An 18,404-nucleotide genomic window follows, 5' to 3' on the forward strand; every position below is an offset into this window, starting at 1 on the left:
TTCCAAGGGAAAATGCGAAGTGACCGGTCTCTGCAAAGAGACCGGTCACTCAGACGGCTATTCCCACTCGATGGTTCCTGGGGGCTTGCTGGTCACGTCCAGCACCACCCGGTTAACACCCTCCACCTCATTGGTGATCCTGTTGGAGATCCGTGCCAGGAGTTCGTACGGGAGCCTCGACCAGTCAGCGGTCATGGCATCCTCCGAGGAGACAGGACGAAGGACGATCGGATGGCCGTAAGTGCGGCCGTCACCTTGGACACCGACGCTACGGACATCCGCGAGCAGCACCACGGGCATCTGCCATACGTCGTCGTCGAGGCCGGCAGCGGTAAGTTCGGCGCGAGCGATCGCATCCGCCTTGCGCAGCAGGTCTAGGCGTTCCTTCGTCACTTCACCGACGATCCGGATACCCAAGCCGGGGCCAGGGAACGGCTGGCGACCGACGATTTCCTGGGGAAGGCCAAGCTGCGCGCCAACAGCGCGGACTTCGTCCTTGAACAGCGCACGAAGCGGCTCTACAAGTTCGAACTGCAGGTCCTCAGGCAAGCCGCCCACGTTGTGGTGGCTCTTGATGTTCGCTGCGCCCTCGCCGCCGCCGGATTCGACGACGTCCGGGTACAGGGTGCCCTGAACGAGGAACTTGATGCTCTCGCCTTCGGAAGCGGCCTGGGCAATGATGGCCCGCTCTGCTTCTTCGAACGCACGGATGAATTCGCGGCCGATGATCTTCCGCTTGGTTTCCGGGTCGCTGACACCGGCAAGGGCGTTCTGGAAGCGCTCTTGTTCGTTCGCCACGTAGAGGTTGACACCTGTTGCGGCGACGAAGTCGCGCTCAACCTGCTCGGCTTCGCCTTCGCGCAGCAAACCATGGTCCACGAACACGCATGTGAGCTGGTCGCCAACGGCACGCTGGACGAGCGCGGCTGCAACAGCGGAGTCGACGCCGCCGGAGAGGCCGCAAATAACCTTGGAGTCGCCGACCTGCTGGCGGATCCTCTCGACCTGCTCCTCAAGGATGTTCCCGGTGGTCCAGTTCGGCGTCAGGCCCGCTCCCTTGAACAGGAAGTTCTCCAGGACCTGCTGGCCGTGGGCCGAGTGCTTGACTTCGGGGTGCCACTGCACACCGTAGAGGTGCTTCTCTTCGTTCGCGAAAGCGGCGACAGGGGCACCCGCCGTGGTCGCGAGAACGTCGAAACCCGCGGGAGCTGCGTGGACTGAATCGCCGTGGCTCATCCAGGTGTTCTGGGAATCCGGAATGCCGGCCAGGATCGAGCGGGCCTCGCCCACCGTGGTGGCTTCCGTGGCGCCGTATTCGCGAAGGCCGGTCTGCGCGACAGTACCGCCGAGCGCGTTGGCCATGGCCTGGAATCCGTAGCAGATGCCGAAGACGGGCACGCCTGCCTCGAAGAGGTCGGCGCCGACGTTCGGTGCACCCTCGGCGTAAACGCTGGAAGGTCCGCCGGAGAGGATGATCGCTGCCGGGTTCTTGGCCAGAAGCTGCTCGGTGGTGAAGGTATGCGGAACAATTTCCGAATACACATTCGCTTCGCGGACGCGGCGGGCAATCAGCTGCGCGTACTGGGCACCGTAGTCAACAACCAGCACCGGCTTCTGTGAAGTCTGAACTTCAGAACTGAAGGGTGTGGTGGGAGTAGTCACCATAACAGCGTACTTTGACTGAATGCCCCATGCATCTTGGGACCGGTCGTGAAAGGCTGGAACAGCCAAAAAACCGGGCGGAAGTTAGCGATCTCACACTAGCCCGGGGACTGCCGGGTCAGTAGCGCTTGGACGCCTGCGGGTTCGCAGCGAGTTCAGCTTCGACGTCCGCGTGGAACTTCTTCTCCACAATGAAGGACATCAGCGGAACAACACCGCCCAAGGCAAGCAAGATGAGCTTCAGGAACGGCCATCGCATGAGGGACCACAGGCGGAAGTCCGAGATCAGGTACAGCACGTACATCCAGCCGTGGACAATCAGTACCGCAATGGAGACGTTGAACCCGCCCAGGACGCCCTCGGCGTCGGCGAACCCGAAACCGAAAGGCCGGCCCGTGGCCGCGTTAGTGCCCCCGGCAAAGAGGTAGACGCCGAAAACGTACCGTGCAACGAGCTCCGCGCAGAGCAGCAACAGCATGGTACCGGTCAGGTACGCCATCACCTTGTAGAACTTCAGGGCCGAGCGGATCTGGGCAGTGGTCCCGCCGAAGCGGCGCTTCTTGGTCTTTGCGGTGGCCGGTTTGGCGGATCCGGATTCTTCGGGTTGGATGGCCGGTTTGGGCTCGATCATGGCTTTACCTGTTCTGGATCGGTCATTGCTGGCATATCTTCTGGGAGGAAGTCATCGTCATCATCCGGCTCGTCCTCTTCGAGGCTGCGTCGGTAGTCGTCGGCCACCATGCGCCACCAAATGTAGAGGGCAAAGCCTGCGAAGACCACCCATTCCACGGAGTAGAAGAGGTTGAGCCAGTTGATCTGTTGGTTGGCCGGCTGGGCCGGAATGTTGAGCGGTTTCAGCTGCTGCGGGAGCGCCAGCGTCTTGGCCGCGGACACCTCAGACGTGGCGGCGACGAACCCCGGGTAGCTGGAAACGTTCCACACATTGATGAGTTCCGCGACTGAAACCGCGGACGCCCGGCCGGCGCCGGCGTCGACGTTGGGAACCGGAGCCTCGGTCGGCAGGAGCCGTCCGGTCAACTCAATAGTGCCCGACGGCGGCGGGCTGGCTTGGGAGGGATCGGCGATCCAGCCGCGGGCCACCGGAATCCAGGTCTTGGGGGAAACAGCAGCGCCCTTCAGGACGGGAGCGCCGTCGACTGCAAATGCGGTGACAACCCAGTAGCCCTTTTGGCCCTCCAGCAACCGGCCCTCGACAAGGACCTGCTTGGAGGGGTCGTAACTGCCCTTGGCGCTGACCATCTGATCAGCCACGGAACCGGGGAAGAACACGCCCGGTTGCAAGACGCCTGTCAGCGGTTTGACCTGCTCTACTGAGGGGTCAACCGGGGTTTCGCTCTGGGTAGATCTGCCGAACTGCCACTGGCTGAGCAGCACGAACACCCCGGACAGCAGGAGCGCGAAGACAAGTCCGGCGATCCAGCGGGGCTTTAGAGCGGTTTTTAACACCCCTTAACCGTACTTCGTCAAGCTGTAGAACAGCTAAACGCGTACCACGGTGGAGAAGCAGGCCGCTTCATAGGCCGGTAGCGGCCTTGAAATGGTTCGTCCGATGCCGGTCAGTGGTCGAAAAACACCAGGCTCGAGTTGATCAACTCGGCGATGACTTCCGGGTCATGGGCGCGGCGGAGCGAGTCACGGAAAGACTCCTTGGAGAGGGAACGGGCCAACGTCGCGAGGACCTCCAGATGGTCCGAGAACGAACTGGCTGGCGTTGCGATGAGCAACACGAGCGTGGCGGGCCCGTCGGCGGCGCCGAAGTCGAGCGAGTGCCCGAACTTTGTGACGCCGACTGCGATGGAAACCCGGGACACGAACTCGCTCCGGGCATGCGGCAGGCCGATGCCTCCGGGAAGCCCGGTGGCCAGTTGATGCTCGCGGGAATTGACGTGCTCAAGGAATCCTTCAAGGTCCGTTATACGTCCGGCGGCATACAGGCGTTCAGCGAGCTGCGTCGCGGCGTCTGTCTTGTCTGCCGCTTCCATCTCGAGGATGACGGTGTCCGGCGTCGTCAGTTCGGCATCATACGGGTCCAGTGGTTCCGCCAAGTCGTTTCCCTCCAGTGTGCCCGGCCAACTTTGGACGCTTAGCGCAGGGGAACGATGTCGTCGACTCCCATGCGCGCCGCGTCCGCGGATTCATCATCGGGTTGCTGCTGGCTGAGCCGCTCAGCTTCCACCCTGGCCAGGTAGTGCTTGATTTCGCTTTCCCGCTGCGCGTCGCTCCAGCCAAGAATTTCTCCCATCAGCTTAGCGACAACCGGGACCGCGGAGACACCTCTGTCCCAGGACTCGATGGAAATCCGTGTACGGCGGGTCAGGACGTCATGGACATGCCGGGCGCCCTCGTGGGTGGTGGCATAGATGACTTCCGCGGAGAGGTAGTCGTCAGCCCCGGGTAGCGGTTCAGCCATCGCCGGATTGTCGTTGATGATCGCCAGGACCTCTGTGGCCATGGACCCGTAGCGATTCAGGAGATGTTCCACCCTGGCAACGTGGACCCCGGCCTCGTCCGCGGTCCTGGACCGGCGGTTCCAAGCGGCCTTGAAGCCCTCGGCTCCGAGGAGCGGAATGGTCTCGGTGCAGCTCGCCGGAACGCGCTCGTCCATGGCCCGGGTTGCTTCGTCGACAGCATCCTTGGCCATCACCCGGTAGGTGGTGAACTTTCCGCCGGCCACAACCACCAGGCCGGGGACGGGGTGCGCCACGACATGCTCGCGGGACAGCTTCGCTGTGGAATCGCTCTCCCCCGCCAGCAGGGGCCGCAGGCCGGCATAGACGCCTTCGACGTCCTCGCGGGTGAGCGGCCGTTTCAGGACGCGGTTCACGTGCTCCAGGACGTAGTCGATGTCCTTCGCAGACGCGGCCGGATGTGCCTTGTCCAGCTTCCAGTCGGTGTCGGTTGTGCCGATGATCCAGTGCCTGCCCCACGGGATGACGAACAGCACGGATTTCTCAGTCCGCAGGATCAATCCCACGGTCGATTGGAACCGATCGCGCGGAACCACCAAGTGGATGCCCTTTGAAGCGCGGACCTTGAGCTGGCCCCGGTCCGTCACCATGGCTTGGGTTTCGTCCGTCCACACGCCGGTGGCGTTGACCACTTGTTTGGCCCGGACTTCGATGATGCTGCCGTCTTCCTGGTTCTCCACCTTCGCGCCGACCACGCGTTCGCCTTCACGGACGAACGAGACGACGCGCATCCGGTTCACCGCGTGTGCTCCGTAATGGGCCGCGGTGCGGACAACGTTGACAACCAGGCGGGCATCGTCTACTTGGGCGTCGTAGTACCGGATGGAGCCCACGAAGGCGTCGTTCTTGAGGCTCGGCGCCGCCCGCAATGTTCCGCGCCGGAAGAGGTGCTTATGCCTCGGAACGCCCCGGCTGTGGCCGGACGTGAGGCCCAACGTGTCGTAGAGGAAAATGCCGGCTCCGACGTACGGCCGCTCCCAGAAGCGCCGGGTCAGCGGGTAGAGGAACGGGACCGGACGGACGAGGTGCGGCGCGATTTGCTGGATCAGGAGGCCGCGTTCCTGGAGTGCTTCCTGGACGAGGGCGAAGTCGAGCATTTCGAGGTAGCGTAGTCCGCCGTGGATCAGCTTGGAGGAACGCGATGATGTGCCCGATGCCCAGTCCCGGGCTTCGACGATGCCCACGGACAGTCCGCGCGTGACCGCGTCCAAGGCCGCCCCGGCGCCCACCACGCCTCCGCCGACAATCAGGATGTCGAGTTCCTGGCCGGGCTCGGACGTGCCCTTGAGCACCTCGATGGACTTTGCCCTCGCCTGCGGACTCAGCGCACCTGCCGGTGCACTTCCGTTATCCGAACCACCTGCAACATTGCTCATCGGACGCCTCCCAACGCACAATCCCCGTAGTCCCCCACACTACTTCGTGAGGGCAGGCTTGGGCAGGGGCTGGGAGGCGCCGGAACAGTCGCGAGGCTTTCCGGCGCCTGGTGGTTGCTAGCCCGCGTACGGTGAAACAACGACGTCGACCCGCTGGAACTCTTTCAGGTCCGAATAGCCGGTGGTCGCCATGGAGCGGCGCAACGCGCCAATGAGGTTGGAGGTGCCGTTGGTGTGGTGGCCCGGGCCGAAGAGTACCTCTTCGAGCGGCCCGACCGTGCCGACATTCACCCTGTCTCCGCGGGGCAGTTCGAGGTGGTGTGCTTCCTGGCCCCAGTGCCAGCCCTTGCCGGGAGCTTCCTCGGCGCGGGCCAAGGCGCTGCCGAGCATGACGGCGTCTGCGCCCATGGCGATGGCCTTGACGATATCTCCGGAAGAGCCCATGCCGCCATCAGCGATCACGTGGACGTACCGTCCGCCGGATTCGTCCATGTAGTCACGCCGGGCCGCGGCGACGTCCGAGATGGCCGAAGCCATGGGCGAGTGGATACCCAACGCGCGGCGCGTGGTGGTGGTGGCGCCGCCGCCGAAGCCCACCAGGACACCTGCGGCACCCGTGCGCATGAGGTGCAACGCGGGGGTGTAGCCGGCTGCGCCGCCCACAATCACCGGAACGTCCAGTTCGTAAATGAACTGCTTGAGGTTCAACGGCTCGTGGTTCTTGGAAACGTGCTCGGCGGAGACTGTGGTGCCCCGAATGACAAAGATGTCGACGCCGGCAGCGACCACCGTCTTGTAGTGCTCCTGGGTGCGCTGCGGCGTCAGGGAACCAGCGACGGTCACCCCCGAAGCGCGGATTTCGGCGAGCCGGCTGGTGATCAGTTCGGGCTGGATGGGCGCCTTGTAAAGTTCCTGCATGCGCCCGGTAACTGCGGGACTTGCCGTTTCGTCCTCAAGGGCTGCGATCTCGTCCAGGACTGATTGCGGATCTTCGTAGCGCGTCCACAGGCCCTCAAGATCGAGAACGCCCAAGCCGCCAAGCCGGCCCAGGGCGATTGCCGTCTCCGGGGACATGGCGGAGTCCATCGGTGCCGCGATGACGGGCATCTCGAACTTATAGGCATCAATCTGCCAGGAGACGGAGACGTCCTTGGGGTCGCGCGTCCGGCGGTTGGGGACGATCGCGATGTCATCCAGGGAGTAGGCACGACGCCCACGCTTGCCACGGCCAATCTCAATCTCATAAGTCACTGCTCTAGGTTATCCCAGCGCGGCTGCAAGAAAACCCAGCGGAGCACCCGGAAGACCAGCGCACCTGCAACAAAGCCCGGCAGCCCCTGGAAGCCGAAAGCCCGCCGCCATCGTGGTGATGGGGCAGGCTTTCGTTCAAAGGAGACTCGCGGTCAGCGGGAACCGTAGTTCGGAGCTTCGACGGTCATCTGGATATCGTGCGGGTGGGATTCCTTCAAGCCGGCAGCGGTGATGCGGACAAACTTGCCGCGGGCCTTAAGTTCGGCAATGGTGGGTGCGCCGGTGTAGAACATGGTCTGGCGCAGGCCACCCACCAGCTGGTAGGCAACGGAGGAAAGCGGTCCACGGTACGCGACCCGGCCTTCGATGCCTTCGGGGATGAGCTTGTCATCGCCGGAGACGTCGGCCTGGAAGTAGCGGTCCTTCGAGTAGGACGTGTTCTTGCCCCGGGACTGCATGGCGCCCAGCGAGCCCATGCCGCGGTAGCTCTTGAACTGCTTGCCGTTGACGAAGATCAGTTCTCCCGGCGATTCATCGCAACCGGCGAGCAGGGAGCCGAGCATGACGGTGTCTGCTCCGGCGACGAGCGCCTTGCCGATATCGCCCGAGTACTGGAGGCCGCCGTCGGCGATCAACGGAACTCCCGCCGGAATGGCAGCCTTCGAGGACTCGTAGATGGCCGTGATCTGCGGAACGCCGACGCCTGCGACGACGCGGGTGGTGCAGATGGAGCCCGGACCAACGCCGACCTTGATACCGTCGGCCCCGGCGTCGATCAATGCCTGGGCGCCTTCGCGGGTGGCTGCCTGGCCACCGATGATGTCCACGTGCGCCGCTACTGGATCCGACTTCAGGCGGGAGATCATGTCGAGGACGCCTTGCGAGTGGCCGTTGGCGGTGTCCACGAAGAGGGCGTCCACGCCGGCGTCGATCAGGGTCATGGCGCGTTCCCAACCATCGCCGAAGAAGCCGATGGCGGCACCGACGCGGAGCCTGCCTTCGTCGTCCTTCGTGGCAAGCGGGTACTGCTCGGCCTTGGTGAAGTCCTTGGTGGTGATGAGGCCCTTGAGCCGGCCCTGCTCATCAACGAGGGGAAGCTTCTCGATCTTGTTGGTGGCGAGCTTGTGGGAGGCTTCTTCGCGGCTGATACCAACGTGGCCCGTGACGAGCGGCATCTTGGTCATGACATCGCTGACCAGGCGCGACGGGAATTCGGATTCCGGGACAAAACGGGTGTCGCGGTTGGTGACGATGCCAAGGAGGCGCCCATCGGGATCGATGACGGGCAGGCCGGACACCCGGTAACGCGAGCACAGCTCGTCGAGTTCCTGCAGGGTGGCTTCGGGGTGGATCGTCAGCGGGTTGGTGATCATCCCGGACTCGGAACGCTTCACGCGGTCAACGTGGTCCGCCTGGTCCGCGATGGACAGGTTCCGGTGGATGACGCCGAGGCCACCCTGGCGGGCCATCGCAATCGCCATGCGCGACTCCGTGACCGTGTCCATGGCCGCCGACAGCAAGGGGGTCTGCACCGAGATCCGTTTGGAAATCCGCGAAGAAGTATCGGCTTCGGAGGGGATGACGTTGGTGTGGCCCGGCAGGAGCAGGACGTCGTCGTAGGTCAGGCCGACAAAGCCAAAGGGATCGTGTTCGGGCTGGGTCATGAGTGCGCCTCTTACCTTGGTTCTGGGGGGTGGATCTGGTAGGGGTTGCAGCTGATGACCAGCCCGTCATTACGGGACTGGCCTGTGCAGAAAGGTTCTGAATAAATATTAGAACCTCGCAGCCGATCCCCATATTCCGCAAGGGCAATGTGAGCAACGGCACCTGCTGCCGCCCGCCGTCGGGCGCTTCCGCCCCTTATGTCCACCCGGTGGCGGCCATGAAAGCCTGCTCGAAGTACGGCGTGAGGGTCTTCATGTAAGTGGCGGTCACGTGGTTGTCGTCCTTGTAGACAATCACGTTACCGATCACCGCCGGGCAGTTCGTGTCCGGGCAGAAGTACTTCGAAAGATCCAGGAACTTGGTGTCCGGAAGCTCGCCGGCCACTGCCGCCGTCGGAGAATCCTCGGAGTAGATCTGGTCCCGCTGCGAACCGCACGCGACGTATGCTCCGGGGGTCTTCTCGAGGCAGGCCGGAACGGGTTGGGCCGCACGCGGGGTGTCGCGGAAGGCAACTACCTGGATGCCGGCGGCATTGAGCGTCTTGACCTCGGACACCCAGCCCGGGTCAAGCTTTTCGGGAATTCCGGGCTGCGCGTTCGTGCGCGTGCTGGTTGTCACTACGACGTCCGGGTGCATCTTCAGGACTTCGTCAAGGGTGGACTTGTTGAAGTCGACACAGGCCTGGGTGATATCCGCCGCCGTGTCTTCGCCAAGGGGGCAGTACCCCTTGGTGATGGACGTCAGGCTCCAGTCGTTCTTCGCGGCCATGGTCAGGAGCGGCGTATTCAGCACGTGGGCGTGCGAACTGCCGATCACCACCACGTTCTTCTTTCCGTTCTTGATCCCGTTGGTGCAGATGTTGACGAATTCCTGCGGATCCTTGGCGGTTGTGCAGGGCGTCGGGAACACCGGCCAGTCGGCGTCGATCGCGGTCATGGCCGGAACCAAGGGAACGCTCGGATCCGGGGTGTAGACGTACTGCCCGCCGACGGCCGCCGCGCCCGGGTTGCGGGCATCCATGTTGGCGAGCAACGTCCGGTTGGTCTGCTCGATCTGCAGGGGCCATCCGGTCAGCGGCAGGAGCGCTACGGTTCCGACGGCGACCAAGGAGACCAGGCTCCGGCGCCGGTTGACCTCAGGCCACTTCCACTCGCGCCACGGCTTCTCGATGAACCGCGTGGTCAGGACAGCCATGATCAAGGCTGCAATGATGATTGCGGTTCCGGACAGCCAGCCCGCGTGGGTCTTTCCCGACCATGCCAGGTAGATGACCAGCATGGGCCAGTGCCAAAGGTACAGCGCGTACGAGTTGTTGCCCATGCGGACCAATGGCTTCGAGCTCAGGAACCTGTCCACCCCGAACCGGCTCCCGGTCTGGCCCGCGGTAATGAGGCAGGCAGCCGCAAGGGTGGGCCATAGGGCCACCCAGCCGGGAAACACGCCTTCGACATTCAGGATGAGCCCGCAGCTAAGCATGGCCACGATCCCGATCCAGCCGAGGACGATCCTGACCGTCCGGGAAAACTTCAGTGAAGGCAGGAAGAGGGCCAGCAATGTTCCAAGGGCGAATTCCCACAGCCGGGCCAACGTCGAGAAGTACGCGGAGGCCTGGTCGGATGCGGTGAATATCACGGAATACACGAGCGAGGCGAGAAAGATCAGCCCGAAAATGTAGCGAAGAAGGGGTATGTAGGAGAGCTTGAAGCGGCGCGCGACCCAAGCAACTACTACAAAGATGATGGGCCAGATGATGAACACTTGCCCTTGGATGGAGAGCGACCAGAAGTGCTCCAGCGGGCTGGCCGAGCTGTGGTCAGACGCGTAGTAGTTGACGGCCTGGGATTGCAGCAGGAAGTTCTCTACATAGAAGAGCGAAGCCCAGCCTTGTTGGATGGTGTCCATCCAACGGGTGGCCGGCATGAAAAGGTAAGTCGCCACCAGGGTTCCAATGATGACCGTGACGGCTGCTGGCAAGAGCCTGCGGAAATGGTGCAGGTAGTGCATCAGCAGGGCTGTTTTTTGCCCGGCGGCGTACCGCCTGGTGAACTGGCCCGCCATGAGGAATGCCGAGACGAGAAGGAAGATATCCACGCCGCCGGAAACCCGGCCAAACCAGATGTGGTAAGTGACAACCATGAGCACGGCGACGGATCGAAGTCCCTGGATCTCTGGTCGGAACGTTGATTTCGCCGTTGCTTTCGCCGTCCCGCTTTGATGCCGGGCTGGCACCATTGCGCGCATGGTTGTCAAAGTCTTGCCTCCAGGGTCCTACACGAACCGTCAATGTTACTGATTCGTAATCTTCATCGTCAATTTACGCAGCTCTATCGGCCAACGACTCCTCATCCATTAGGACACAGCTTTCTGGGAGCTTTCGGAACGTTCTCTGGGCCAAAGCCGCTAACAGCGAAGGCCCGGCCCCGAAGAATCGGGGCCGGGCCTCGTGTGCCTTGCGGCCAGGATTCAGCCGGAATTAGTGGCTGTGGCCTGCGTGCTGGTCTTCCTCAGCGGCCTTCTCCACGACCAAGGTCTCGGTGGTGAGGACCAGGGCCGCGATGGACGCCGCGTTGCGGAGTGCGGACCGGGTGACCTTGACGGGGTCGATCACGCCGGAGCCGATCAGGTCCTCGTAGACCGCGGTCTTGGCGTTGAAACCGTGGTTGGCTTCAAGCTCGGAGACCTTGGCGACCACGACGTAGCCGTCGAAGCCGGCGTTCTGGGCGATCCAGCGCAGCGGCTGGGTCAGCGCGCGGCGGACAATGCCGACAGCTGCTGCGGCGTCGCCTTCGAGGGCCTTGACGGCTGCGTCCTCGTCCAATGCCTTGAGGGCGTGGATGAGGGCCGAACCACCACCGGAAACGATGCCTTCTTCAAGGGCGGCACGGGTGGAGGACACGGCGTCCTCGATGCGGTGCTTCTTTTCCTTGAGTTCAACCTCGGTGGCGGCGCCGACCTTGATGACGCCGATGCCGCCGGCGAGCTTGGCAAGCCGTTCCTGCAGCTTCTCGCGGTCCCAGTCAGAGTCGGTGCGCGTGAGTTCAGCGCGGAGCTGCGCCACGCGGGCTTCGACGTCCTCGGCAGTGCCGGCGCCGTCCACGATAGTGGTGTTGTCCTTGGTGACCGTGATGCGGCGGGCGGTACCGAGGACCTCCAGGCCGACCTGGTCCAGGGACAGGCCGAGCTCCGGGGAGACAACCTGTGCACCGGTCAGCGTGGCGATGTCCTGCAGCATGGCCTTGCGGCGGTCGCCGAAGCCCGGAGCCTTGACGGCAACGACATTCAGGGTGCCGCGGATGCGGTTCACGATCAGCGTGGACAGGGCCTCGCCGTCGATGTCTTCAGCGATGATGAAGAGCGGCTTGGCAGCCTGCAGCGCCTTCTCCAGCAGCGGCAGGAATTCCTGCAGCGAGGAGATCTTGCCCTGGTTGATGAGGATCAGGGCGTCTTCCAGCACGGCTTCCTGGCGTTCCGCGTCGGTGACGAAGTACGGGGACAGGTAGCCCTTGTCGAACTGCATGCCCTCGGTGAGGACCAGTTCGGTCTGCGTGGTGGAGGACTCTTCGATGGTGATGACACCATCCTTGCCGACCTTGCCGAAGGCCTCGGCGAGGAGTTCGCCGACTTCGTCGCTCTGGGCGGAGATCGCGGCGACGCTGGCAACCTGGCTGCCTTCGACTTCGCGTGCGTTGCTCAGCAGGCGGGCTGCGACGGCCTCGACAGAGACCTCGATGCCGCGCTTGATTTCGCCCGGAGCTGCTCCGGCGGCAACGTTGCGCAGGCCTTCCTTGACGAGGGCCTGGGCCAGGACGGTAGCGGTGGTGGTGCCGTCACCAGCGACGTCGTTGGTCTTGGTGGCGACTTCCTTGGCCAGCTGGGCGCCAAGGTTTTCGTAGGGGTCGTCGAGTTCGACTTCGCGGGCGATCGTGACGCCGTCGTTCGTGATGGTGGGGGCGCCCCACTTCTTGTCCAGAACGACATTGCGGCCGCGCGGGCCAAGGGTCACCTTGACGGTGTCGGCGAGCTTGTCAATGCCTGCCTCGAGCGAGCGACGCGCAGCGTCGTTGAACGCAAGCTGCTTAGCCATGGTTTTGTCCTTTCAAGACGGAAAACCCGCACCGCTGACCAGGCGGAAGAACTTCCGGCTCAATCTGCGGTGCGGGATCCAGGGAATTACTTAACGACGATCGCCAGGACGTCGCGGGCGGACAGGACGAGGTACTCGCTGCCACCGGTCTTGACTTCGGTTCCGCCGTACTTGGAGTAGATAACAACGTCTCCAACGGTGACGTCTACGGGCACGCGGTTGCCGTTGTCGTCGAAGCGGCCGGGGCCGACTGCAACAACTTCGCCTTCCTGCGGCTTCTCCTGTGCGGTGTCCGGGATAACCAGGCCGGAAGCGGTGGTCTGCTCTGCTTCGAGCGGGCGGACAACAATGCGATCCTCGAGAGGCTTAATGGAGACCGACACTCGGATCTCTCCTTTACGTGAGGTAGTACGTGGACTATCAAACCAGGGGTGCCGTGGCGTGCTTACCGTCGTCGCGGTGCCGGTAAGTACCTTGCGGCATGATTAGCACCCGCCTAGGGAGAGTGCTAATCAAGACTCTATGTAAGCATTAGCACTCGGTCAAGGCGAGTGCCAGATTTTCGTCGTGGGTGAAAGCCGCGGGCGCCCCGCGAAGGCGAGCGGCACGCAAGCAGCTCAGCTGCCGGTGAGGTCCTCGAAGTCGACGTCTTCGCCGTCGTCGTACTCTTCTTCGCCACCTTTTCCGCGGTTCAGGTACAGCACCACGGCGCTGGCAAGGGCGACGACGCCGGACAGCACGAGGCCCACAATCGTCCACACGCGGACGCCGGAGTAGGTGTCCCGGATCTCGCGGGCTTCTTCGGTGGCGTCCTGGACGCTCTTGCCCGTCATGGAATACGCCGCGGCGTTGAAGGAATCAAGGAAGAAAATAATCACCAGAAGCGCGATGCAAATAATGGCGATTGCGGCTCCGGCGATGAGCGCGGGCCGGGCATACTTCGAAAGATTGCCGGCAGGGGGTCGTTGATCGGGAACCGAGGGAGATCCATTGGCGTCGTCAGGCAGGCGTACTGGGTTGTCTTCCATGCAATCAACCCTATCGGCCTGAATCGCCCATTAACCGCCCGGGCCCCATGTGACGGGCGGCCACTAGGCTTGTTTCCATGGCTGACACACCCCCGGACCAGATTGCCCCCTTGCTCACCACGGAGGGCTGGGAATTGCTCGCATCGCTGGGACCGTACAGTGACAGCGAAGCTTTCGCCCTCAACGCCCGGCTCCGCAAGGAAGGGCACTCCCCCGAACTCGTGGCCGCAGTCCTCACCCAATCGAGGCTTCGCACGCGCGCCGAGGCCAAGTTCGGCGAGTTCGCCCGGCACATGCTCTTCACCCAGGCCGGATTGGAACAGGCCACCAGGCTCAACGTGGCTGCGCGCCACGCCGAGCGGTTCGCCAAGGCCGGTTCGCGGCATGTTGCCGACCTTGGTTGCGGATTGGGGGCCGACTCGATGGCAATGGCTTCGATGGACCTCGCAGTAACGGCCGTGGAGCTGGACGAGACCACCGCGGCGTGCGCCACCATCAACCTCATGCCGTTCCCGCACGCTTCGGTGGTGCATTCCGATGCGACCTCGGTTCCGCTCGACGGCGTTGACGGCGTCTGGCTCGATCCCGCCCGACGCACCACATCGTCCTCGGGAACCAAGCGGATCTGGGATCCGGAAGAGTTCTCGCCGCCTTTTTCCTTCGTCGAGTCACTGGCAGCCTCGGGCAAGTCCATCGGCGTCAAGATGGGCCCGGGCATGCCACATGAATCGGTGCCGGCCGCGTGTGAAGCGCAGTGGGTCTCGGTGGGTGGCGATGTCACCGAAGTGACGCTGTGGTTCAACGACGTCGCGCGCCCCGGCGTCCGGCGCGCCGCCTTGGTCCTCGGCCCCCAGGGCGCCGCCGAAATCACCAGCGGCGAGGATTTCGACGGCGGCCCGGTGCCCGACGTCGGGCCCGTTGCGGGCTACCTCTACGAACCGGACGGGGCGGTCATCCGGGCGGGACTCGTGGCCGACGTCGCACTCCGCCTCGGCGGGCACCTCGTCGATGAGCACATTGCCTACATCTGCGCGCCCGAGCTCGTGGAGACCCCGTTCGCAAGCGCCTACAAGGTGTTGGAAGCCATGCCGTATAACGTCAAAGCACTCAAAGCTTGGGTCAAGGACAACGGCATCGGTGTCTTGGACATCAAGAAGCGCGGCACGTCCGTCACTCCCGAGGAGCTGCGCAAGCAACTTCTTCCAGCCGGCAAGGCTTCGGCAAAGGCCCGCGGCAGCAAAACAGCCACCCTGGTCCTCACCAGGATCGGCGAGGAGCGGGTGGCTGTTGTGGTGGAACCGGTAACCGCAGACTAAGCCGCGGCCTACTGGGCGCGGGTGAACTGCTCGGCAGCAGCTACTTGCTCAGGCGTCGGCGTCACCCCTGTGTAAAGGACGAACTGCTCAAGCGCCTGAATGGTCGCCACTTCGGCGCCGCTGATCACGGTCTTGCCCGCGGCACGCCCCGCCTTGACGAGCGGGGTCTCCGCAGGAAGCGCGACGACGTCGAACACCACGTTCGCGGCCGTCACCGCTTCCTCGGAAAAGGAGAGCGAATCGGCCTCGGGGCCGCCCGCCATCCCGATCGGGGTGACGTTAACGAGAACGTCGGCGGTCGACTCCCCTACCTCGGCCTGCCAGCCGAATCCGTAGAGTTCGGCCAACGACGCGCCGGACTCTTCGTTGCGGGCAACAATGGTGACCCGCGTGAAGCCGGCATCCCGGAAGGCTGCCGCAGTGGCCTTGGCCATGCCACCCGAACCGCGCACGAGAACCGAAGATGCGGGATCAATGGCGTTGCGTTCGATCAGCTGGGCGATTGCCGTGTAGTCAGTGTTGTAGGCCGTGAGTACCCCGGAATCGTTGACGATGGTGTTCACCGAGTCGATCGCGGAAGCCGAGGCGTCCATCTGGTCAACCAAGGCAATGACGTCTTCCTTGTAGGGCATCGAAACAGCGCAGCCCCGGATACCCAGCCCGCGCACGCCGGCAATCGCATTCGCGAGGTCCGTCGGAGCGAAGGCCTTGTAGATCCAGTTCAGGCCCAGTTCCTCATAGAGGAAATTGTGGAAACGGGTTCCGTTGTTGCTTGGCCGGGCAGAAAGCGAGATGCAGAGCGTCATATCTTTGTTGAGGATCGGCACGCCGAGGGCTCCTTCATGTAGCGGGTTCTCTGCCCAGCCTAGACGGGTCAGCCTTGGCGCGCCTTGAAGCGGGGATTCGCCTTGTTGATGACGAAAGTGCGGCCCCGGCGGCGCACCACCTGGGCGCCTGGGATTTTCTTGAGGGCTCGCAGCGAATTCCTGACTTTCATGGTTTCTCCTTCGATGGTGATTGGTCTAAATGGTCCGGGGGCAAAAGCTATGGGGCCGCTTCAAGGCCGAACACGTCGACAATGCCGGCGAAGCCGCGCCGCATCTCGTCGTCGGTCAAAGCGCACCCATCCAGCAAGGACTGGATCTCGGCGGCATCAACATCCTCTTCCCGGCCGGTGACGGCCAGTACCGTGCCTCGATCGCCAAAACGGGGGTGCCAGTCAAGGACGGCGTCGACGTCGTGCATCCCCTTCCCGCTTCGGGAACCCGACTCTCCGCCAACCGTTGCGTTAGGGGCATCAGCGAGCCACTTGCCTGTATTTTCGAGCCAGACCCGCGGACCGATCCCTTGGACCGCGATGCGGTTCGTAGATGCCGAGGCGATCCATAGGCGCCCTCGCATCCAGTGGGAGCCTTGCGCAAGGCGGGGCAACGCCTCTTGGAAGCGCCCGGGATGAAGGGGACGTTCCACCTTGTGGAGTTCGGTCCGGAAGCTTCCCGCTCCTTCCTCGAGCGGCACCCTCACGGTACCCGGACGGACCCGCGCGAGCGCCTCGGTGCCGTCATAGCAGCCGGGCCGGAAGTCGCCGTCGCTCTCGCAAACTGCCGCGTGCGGCGCGAGTTGCCCAAGGAGTTCCAGCCCTTGGGCCCAAGCCTCGCTCGAGCCCGGATGCAATCCCGAAAGTTCCGCTCCGAGACCGCGGTGCACCATGACCGTGTCCGCATGGGCCAATTCGCCAATGAGGAATTCCCCGCTGGTGCGCTCGTCCTCCGGCATGGCCGTGAAGCCGGATTCGAACAATGTGTGCTTGTCCCAGATGTGCTCATCCAATTCCGAGGGATCGATCGCGACTACCGCGTTGTCCACGACGACGGCCTGGCCCAGTTGGTGTTTAAGTTCGGTTATCGCGAAGCCCGCGGAAACCCCGGGAGGCAAGCCGAGGACCATGTGGTCATGGCCAAACGAGGCGAGGCGTTCCGCCGTCGGCACCACGTCCAGGCGAACCGTGCAACTAAGGCAACCGTGCTCCAGAACGGTTTGCGCCTGATCCAACAGTTCGCCGTTGCGGAAAATACGCCGAAGGACAATGGACTCCGCCAGGAGGTCGTGCAGCACCACCACGGAATCCCGATGGGTCTGTCCGAGCTTCACCGCAGCAGCCTCTCGGCAGTGGCTATCCAGGGAACTGACAACAGAAAAGTGCATGGCAAGATTATAAATAAAAATGATTCTCATTAGCAACCTGAGTTATATGTCACATGTCATCGCGCGTTGTCCGCCCATGCTGTGCCACCACAACGCTGCATTAGACTTGAGCCAACCGCTGACGGCCCCACGGCGGGCACCGCTCAGGGCGTTGTGGCACAAACCGAGGGGACCTACGTGCAGATTGATTTCGCTCCATCCAAGCAGTCGACCTTGGGGGTGGAATGGGAACTGGCGCTCGTCAATGCCCGCACAGGCGAATTGGTCTCGGTCGCCAATGAGGTCCTGCGGGGCGTGGCTGCCCGGCACCCCGACTTGAACGAAGACGACGAACATCCCCATATCAAGCGGGAACTGCTCCTCAACACCGTGGAACTCGTGACCGGCGTGTGCACCACTGTCAAGGAAGCCAAGGAAGACCTTGCGAGGTCATTGCAGGCGGTCAGGGAAGTCACCGACCCCATGGGCGTCGAGCTGTTTTGCGCCGGAAGCCACCCATTCAGTCCCCCGCAGCTCCAGCCGGTCACGGACAAAGAGCGCTACGCCAAACTCATTGACCGCACCCAATGGTGGGGGCGGCAAATGGTCATTTACGGCGTGCATGTCCACGTCGGGCTGGACAAGAGGGATAAGGCCCTTCCGATCCTCGACGGCTTGGTCAACTACTTCCCGCACTTTCAGGCGTTGTCGGCGTCCAGCCCTTTCTGGGGTGGCGAGGACACCGGCTACGCGTCGCAGCGCGCCCTCATGTTCCAGCAACTGCCCACTGCCGGTTTGCCCTTCCGGTTCCCCAGTTGGACCGAGTACGAGTCCTATGTGCAGGACATGTTCACCACGGGCGTCATCGACACGCTTTCGGAGATCCGTTGGGACATCCGGCCTGTCCCGACGTTGGGCACCATCGAGATGCGAATTTGCGACGGCCTGGCCACGCTTGAGGAAGTTGGTGCGATCGCGGCCCTGACCCAATGCCTCGTGGACGAGTTCTCCACCATCCTGGACAACGGCGGCAGCATTCCCACCATGCCGCCGTGGCACATCCAGGAGAACAAGTGGCGCGCCGCCCGGTATGGCATGGAGGCGATCATCATCCTTGACGCCGAAGGCGACGAGAAACTAGTCACCGAGCACCTCCAGGAAACGCTGAAGCGACTGGCTCCCGTTGCCGAAAAGCTCGGCTGCACGAAAGAGCTTGCCGACGTCGAAAAGATCATTGAGCGTGGCGCGGGCTATCAACGACAACGCCGCATCGCCGCCCAGCACAACGGCGATCTGCAAGCGGTTGTCCTGGACCTCGTCCAGCAGATGCGGTCCGTCTCGCCGTAAAC

The 18,404-nt window shown here is 63.3% G+C and carries 16 protein-coding genes; 2 read left to right on the top strand and 14 right to left on the bottom strand.

The window, feature by feature from the left end; genetic code table 11:
* Positions 1 to 57: 57 nt before the first annotated feature.
* From guaA to E1809_RS00650, 11 genes are all read right to left on the bottom strand, one after another.
* Positions 58 to 1,665 (bottom strand): glutamine-hydrolyzing GMP synthase, encoded by a 1,608-nt coding sequence (guaA, locus tag E1809_RS00600; protein ID WP_133202300.1) that lies wholly within the window; start codon positions 1,663 to 1,665, stop codon positions 58 to 60.
* A gap of 115 nt (positions 1,666 to 1,780) precedes the next feature.
* Positions 1,781 to 2,293 (bottom strand): DUF3817 domain-containing protein, encoded by a 513-nt coding sequence (locus E1809_RS00605; RefSeq protein ID WP_133202301.1) that lies wholly within the window; start codon positions 2,291 to 2,293, stop codon positions 1,781 to 1,783.
* Positions 2,290 to 3,129 (bottom strand): SURF1 family protein, encoded by an 840-nt coding sequence (locus E1809_RS00610; protein ID WP_133202302.1) that lies wholly within the window; start codon positions 3,127 to 3,129, stop codon positions 2,290 to 2,292. Before E1809_RS00610 ends, E1809_RS00605 begins: the two co-directional genes overlap by 4 nt.
* Positions 3,130 to 3,239: 110 nt before the next feature.
* Positions 3,240 to 3,728, bottom strand: coding sequence for a PTS sugar transporter subunit IIA (locus tag E1809_RS00615; protein WP_133202303.1), 489 nt, complete (start codon positions 3,726 to 3,728; stop codon positions 3,240 to 3,242).
* 38 nt (positions 3,729 to 3,766) lie between these two features.
* Complete coding sequence (locus E1809_RS00620) at positions 3,767 to 5,527, bottom strand: glycerol-3-phosphate dehydrogenase/oxidase (RefSeq protein ID WP_133202304.1); 1,761 nt, start codon at positions 5,525 to 5,527, stop codon at positions 3,767 to 3,769.
* Positions 5,528 to 5,644: 117 nt separating this feature from the next.
* On the bottom strand, positions 5,645 to 6,778 hold the full coding sequence (locus E1809_RS00625; RefSeq protein WP_133202305.1) for a GuaB3 family IMP dehydrogenase-related protein: 1,134 nt from the start codon (positions 6,776 to 6,778) through the stop codon (positions 5,645 to 5,647).
* A 152-nt stretch (positions 6,779 to 6,930) separates the two neighbouring features.
* Positions 6,931 to 8,442 (bottom strand): IMP dehydrogenase, encoded by a 1,512-nt coding sequence (gene guaB, locus E1809_RS00630; protein WP_133202306.1) that lies wholly within the window; start codon positions 8,440 to 8,442, stop codon positions 6,931 to 6,933.
* Positions 8,443 to 8,638: 196 nt separating this feature from the next.
* Complete coding sequence (locus E1809_RS00635; protein ID WP_133202496.1) at positions 8,639 to 10,684, bottom strand: acyltransferase family protein; 2,046 nt, start codon at positions 10,682 to 10,684, stop codon at positions 8,639 to 8,641.
* A gap of 232 nt (positions 10,685 to 10,916) precedes the next feature.
* Positions 10,917 to 12,527 (bottom strand): chaperonin GroEL, encoded by a 1,611-nt coding sequence (gene groL, locus E1809_RS00640; protein ID WP_133202307.1) that lies wholly within the window; start codon positions 12,525 to 12,527, stop codon positions 10,917 to 10,919.
* Between the two features lie 86 nt (positions 12,528 to 12,613).
* The gene (gene groES, locus E1809_RS00645) at positions 12,614 to 12,910 is read right to left on the bottom strand and encodes a co-chaperone GroES (RefSeq protein ID WP_133202308.1); all 297 of its coding nucleotides are present in this window, start codon (positions 12,908 to 12,910) and stop codon (positions 12,614 to 12,616) included.
* A 234-nt stretch (positions 12,911 to 13,144) separates the two neighbouring features.
* Complete coding sequence (locus tag E1809_RS00650) at positions 13,145 to 13,555, bottom strand: hypothetical protein (protein WP_235835365.1); 411 nt, start codon at positions 13,553 to 13,555, stop codon at positions 13,145 to 13,147.
* A 77-nt stretch (positions 13,556 to 13,632) separates the two neighbouring features.
* On the opposite strand from E1809_RS00650, the gene E1809_RS00655 reads away from it, so the two are divergent.
* Positions 13,633 to 14,871, top strand: a complete 1,239-nt coding sequence (locus E1809_RS00655; protein ID WP_133202309.1) for a class I SAM-dependent methyltransferase — start codon at positions 13,633 to 13,635, stop codon at positions 14,869 to 14,871.
* 8 nt (positions 14,872 to 14,879) lie between these two features.
* On the opposite strand, the gene E1809_RS00660 is transcribed toward E1809_RS00655, so the two are convergent.
* The 3 genes from E1809_RS00660 to E1809_RS00670 are packed head-to-tail and all read right to left on the bottom strand — an operon-like array spanning position 14,880 to position 17,076.
* Complete coding sequence (locus E1809_RS00660; protein ID WP_268908651.1) at positions 14,880 to 15,698, bottom strand: shikimate 5-dehydrogenase; 819 nt, start codon at positions 15,696 to 15,698, stop codon at positions 14,880 to 14,882.
* Between the two features lie 47 nt (positions 15,699 to 15,745).
* Positions 15,746 to 15,868, bottom strand: coding sequence for a type B 50S ribosomal protein L36 (ykgO, locus tag E1809_RS00665; RefSeq protein WP_133202310.1), 123 nt, complete (start codon positions 15,866 to 15,868; stop codon positions 15,746 to 15,748).
* A gap of 47 nt (positions 15,869 to 15,915) precedes the next feature.
* Positions 15,916 to 17,076, bottom strand: coding sequence for a GTP-binding protein (locus E1809_RS00670; protein ID WP_133202311.1), 1,161 nt, complete (start codon positions 17,074 to 17,076; stop codon positions 15,916 to 15,918).
* A gap of 177 nt (positions 17,077 to 17,253) precedes the next feature.
* On the opposite strand from E1809_RS00670, the gene E1809_RS00675 reads away from it, so the two are divergent.
* Positions 17,254 to 18,402: a glutamate--cysteine ligase gene (locus E1809_RS00675; RefSeq protein ID WP_133202312.1), complete on the top strand. Its 1,149-nt coding sequence runs from the start codon at positions 17,254 to 17,256 to the stop codon at positions 18,400 to 18,402.
* The last annotated feature ends 2 nt before the right edge of the window (positions 18,403 to 18,404 follow it).

Source organism: Arthrobacter terricola (assembly GCF_004354015.1).
Taxonomy (GTDB): domain Bacteria; phylum Actinomycetota; class Actinomycetes; order Actinomycetales; family Micrococcaceae; genus Arthrobacter; species Arthrobacter terricola.

What these genes read in the sequence shown, in the direction of transcription:
- guaA (WP_133202300.1), bottom strand. Translation starts at nt 1,665, where the DNA reads ATGGTGACTACTCCCACCACACCCTTCAGTTCTGAAGTTCAGACTTCA.
- E1809_RS00605 (WP_133202301.1), bottom strand. Translation starts at nt 2,293, where the DNA reads ATGATCGAGCCCAAACCGGCCATCCAACCCGAAGAATCCGGATCCGCC.
- E1809_RS00620 (WP_133202304.1), bottom strand. Translation starts at nt 5,527, where the DNA reads ATGAGCAATGTTGCAGGTGGTTCGGATAACGGAAGTGCACCGGCAGGT.
- guaB (WP_133202306.1), bottom strand. Translation starts at nt 8,442, where the DNA reads ATGACCCAGCCCGAACACGATCCCTTTGGCTTTGTCGGCCTGACCTAC.
- E1809_RS00635 (WP_133202496.1), bottom strand. Translation starts at nt 10,684, where the DNA reads ATGCGCGCAATGGTGCCAGCCCGGCATCAAAGCGGGACGGCGAAAGCA.
- groL (WP_133202307.1), bottom strand. Translation starts at nt 12,527, where the DNA reads ATGGCTAAGCAGCTTGCGTTCAACGACGCTGCGCGTCGCTCGCTCGAG.
- E1809_RS00650 (WP_235835365.1), bottom strand. Translation starts at nt 13,555, where the DNA reads ATGGAAGACAACCCAGTACGCCTGCCTGACGACGCCAATGGATCTCCC.
- E1809_RS00655 (WP_133202309.1), top strand. Translation starts at nt 13,633, where the DNA reads ATGGCTGACACACCCCCGGACCAGATTGCCCCCTTGCTCACCACGGAG.
- ykgO (WP_133202310.1), bottom strand. Translation starts at nt 15,868, where the DNA reads ATGAAAGTCAGGAATTCGCTGCGAGCCCTCAAGAAAATCCCAGGCGCC.
- E1809_RS00670 (WP_133202311.1), bottom strand. Translation starts at nt 17,076, where the DNA reads ATGCACTTTTCTGTTGTCAGTTCCCTGGATAGCCACTGCCGAGAGGCT.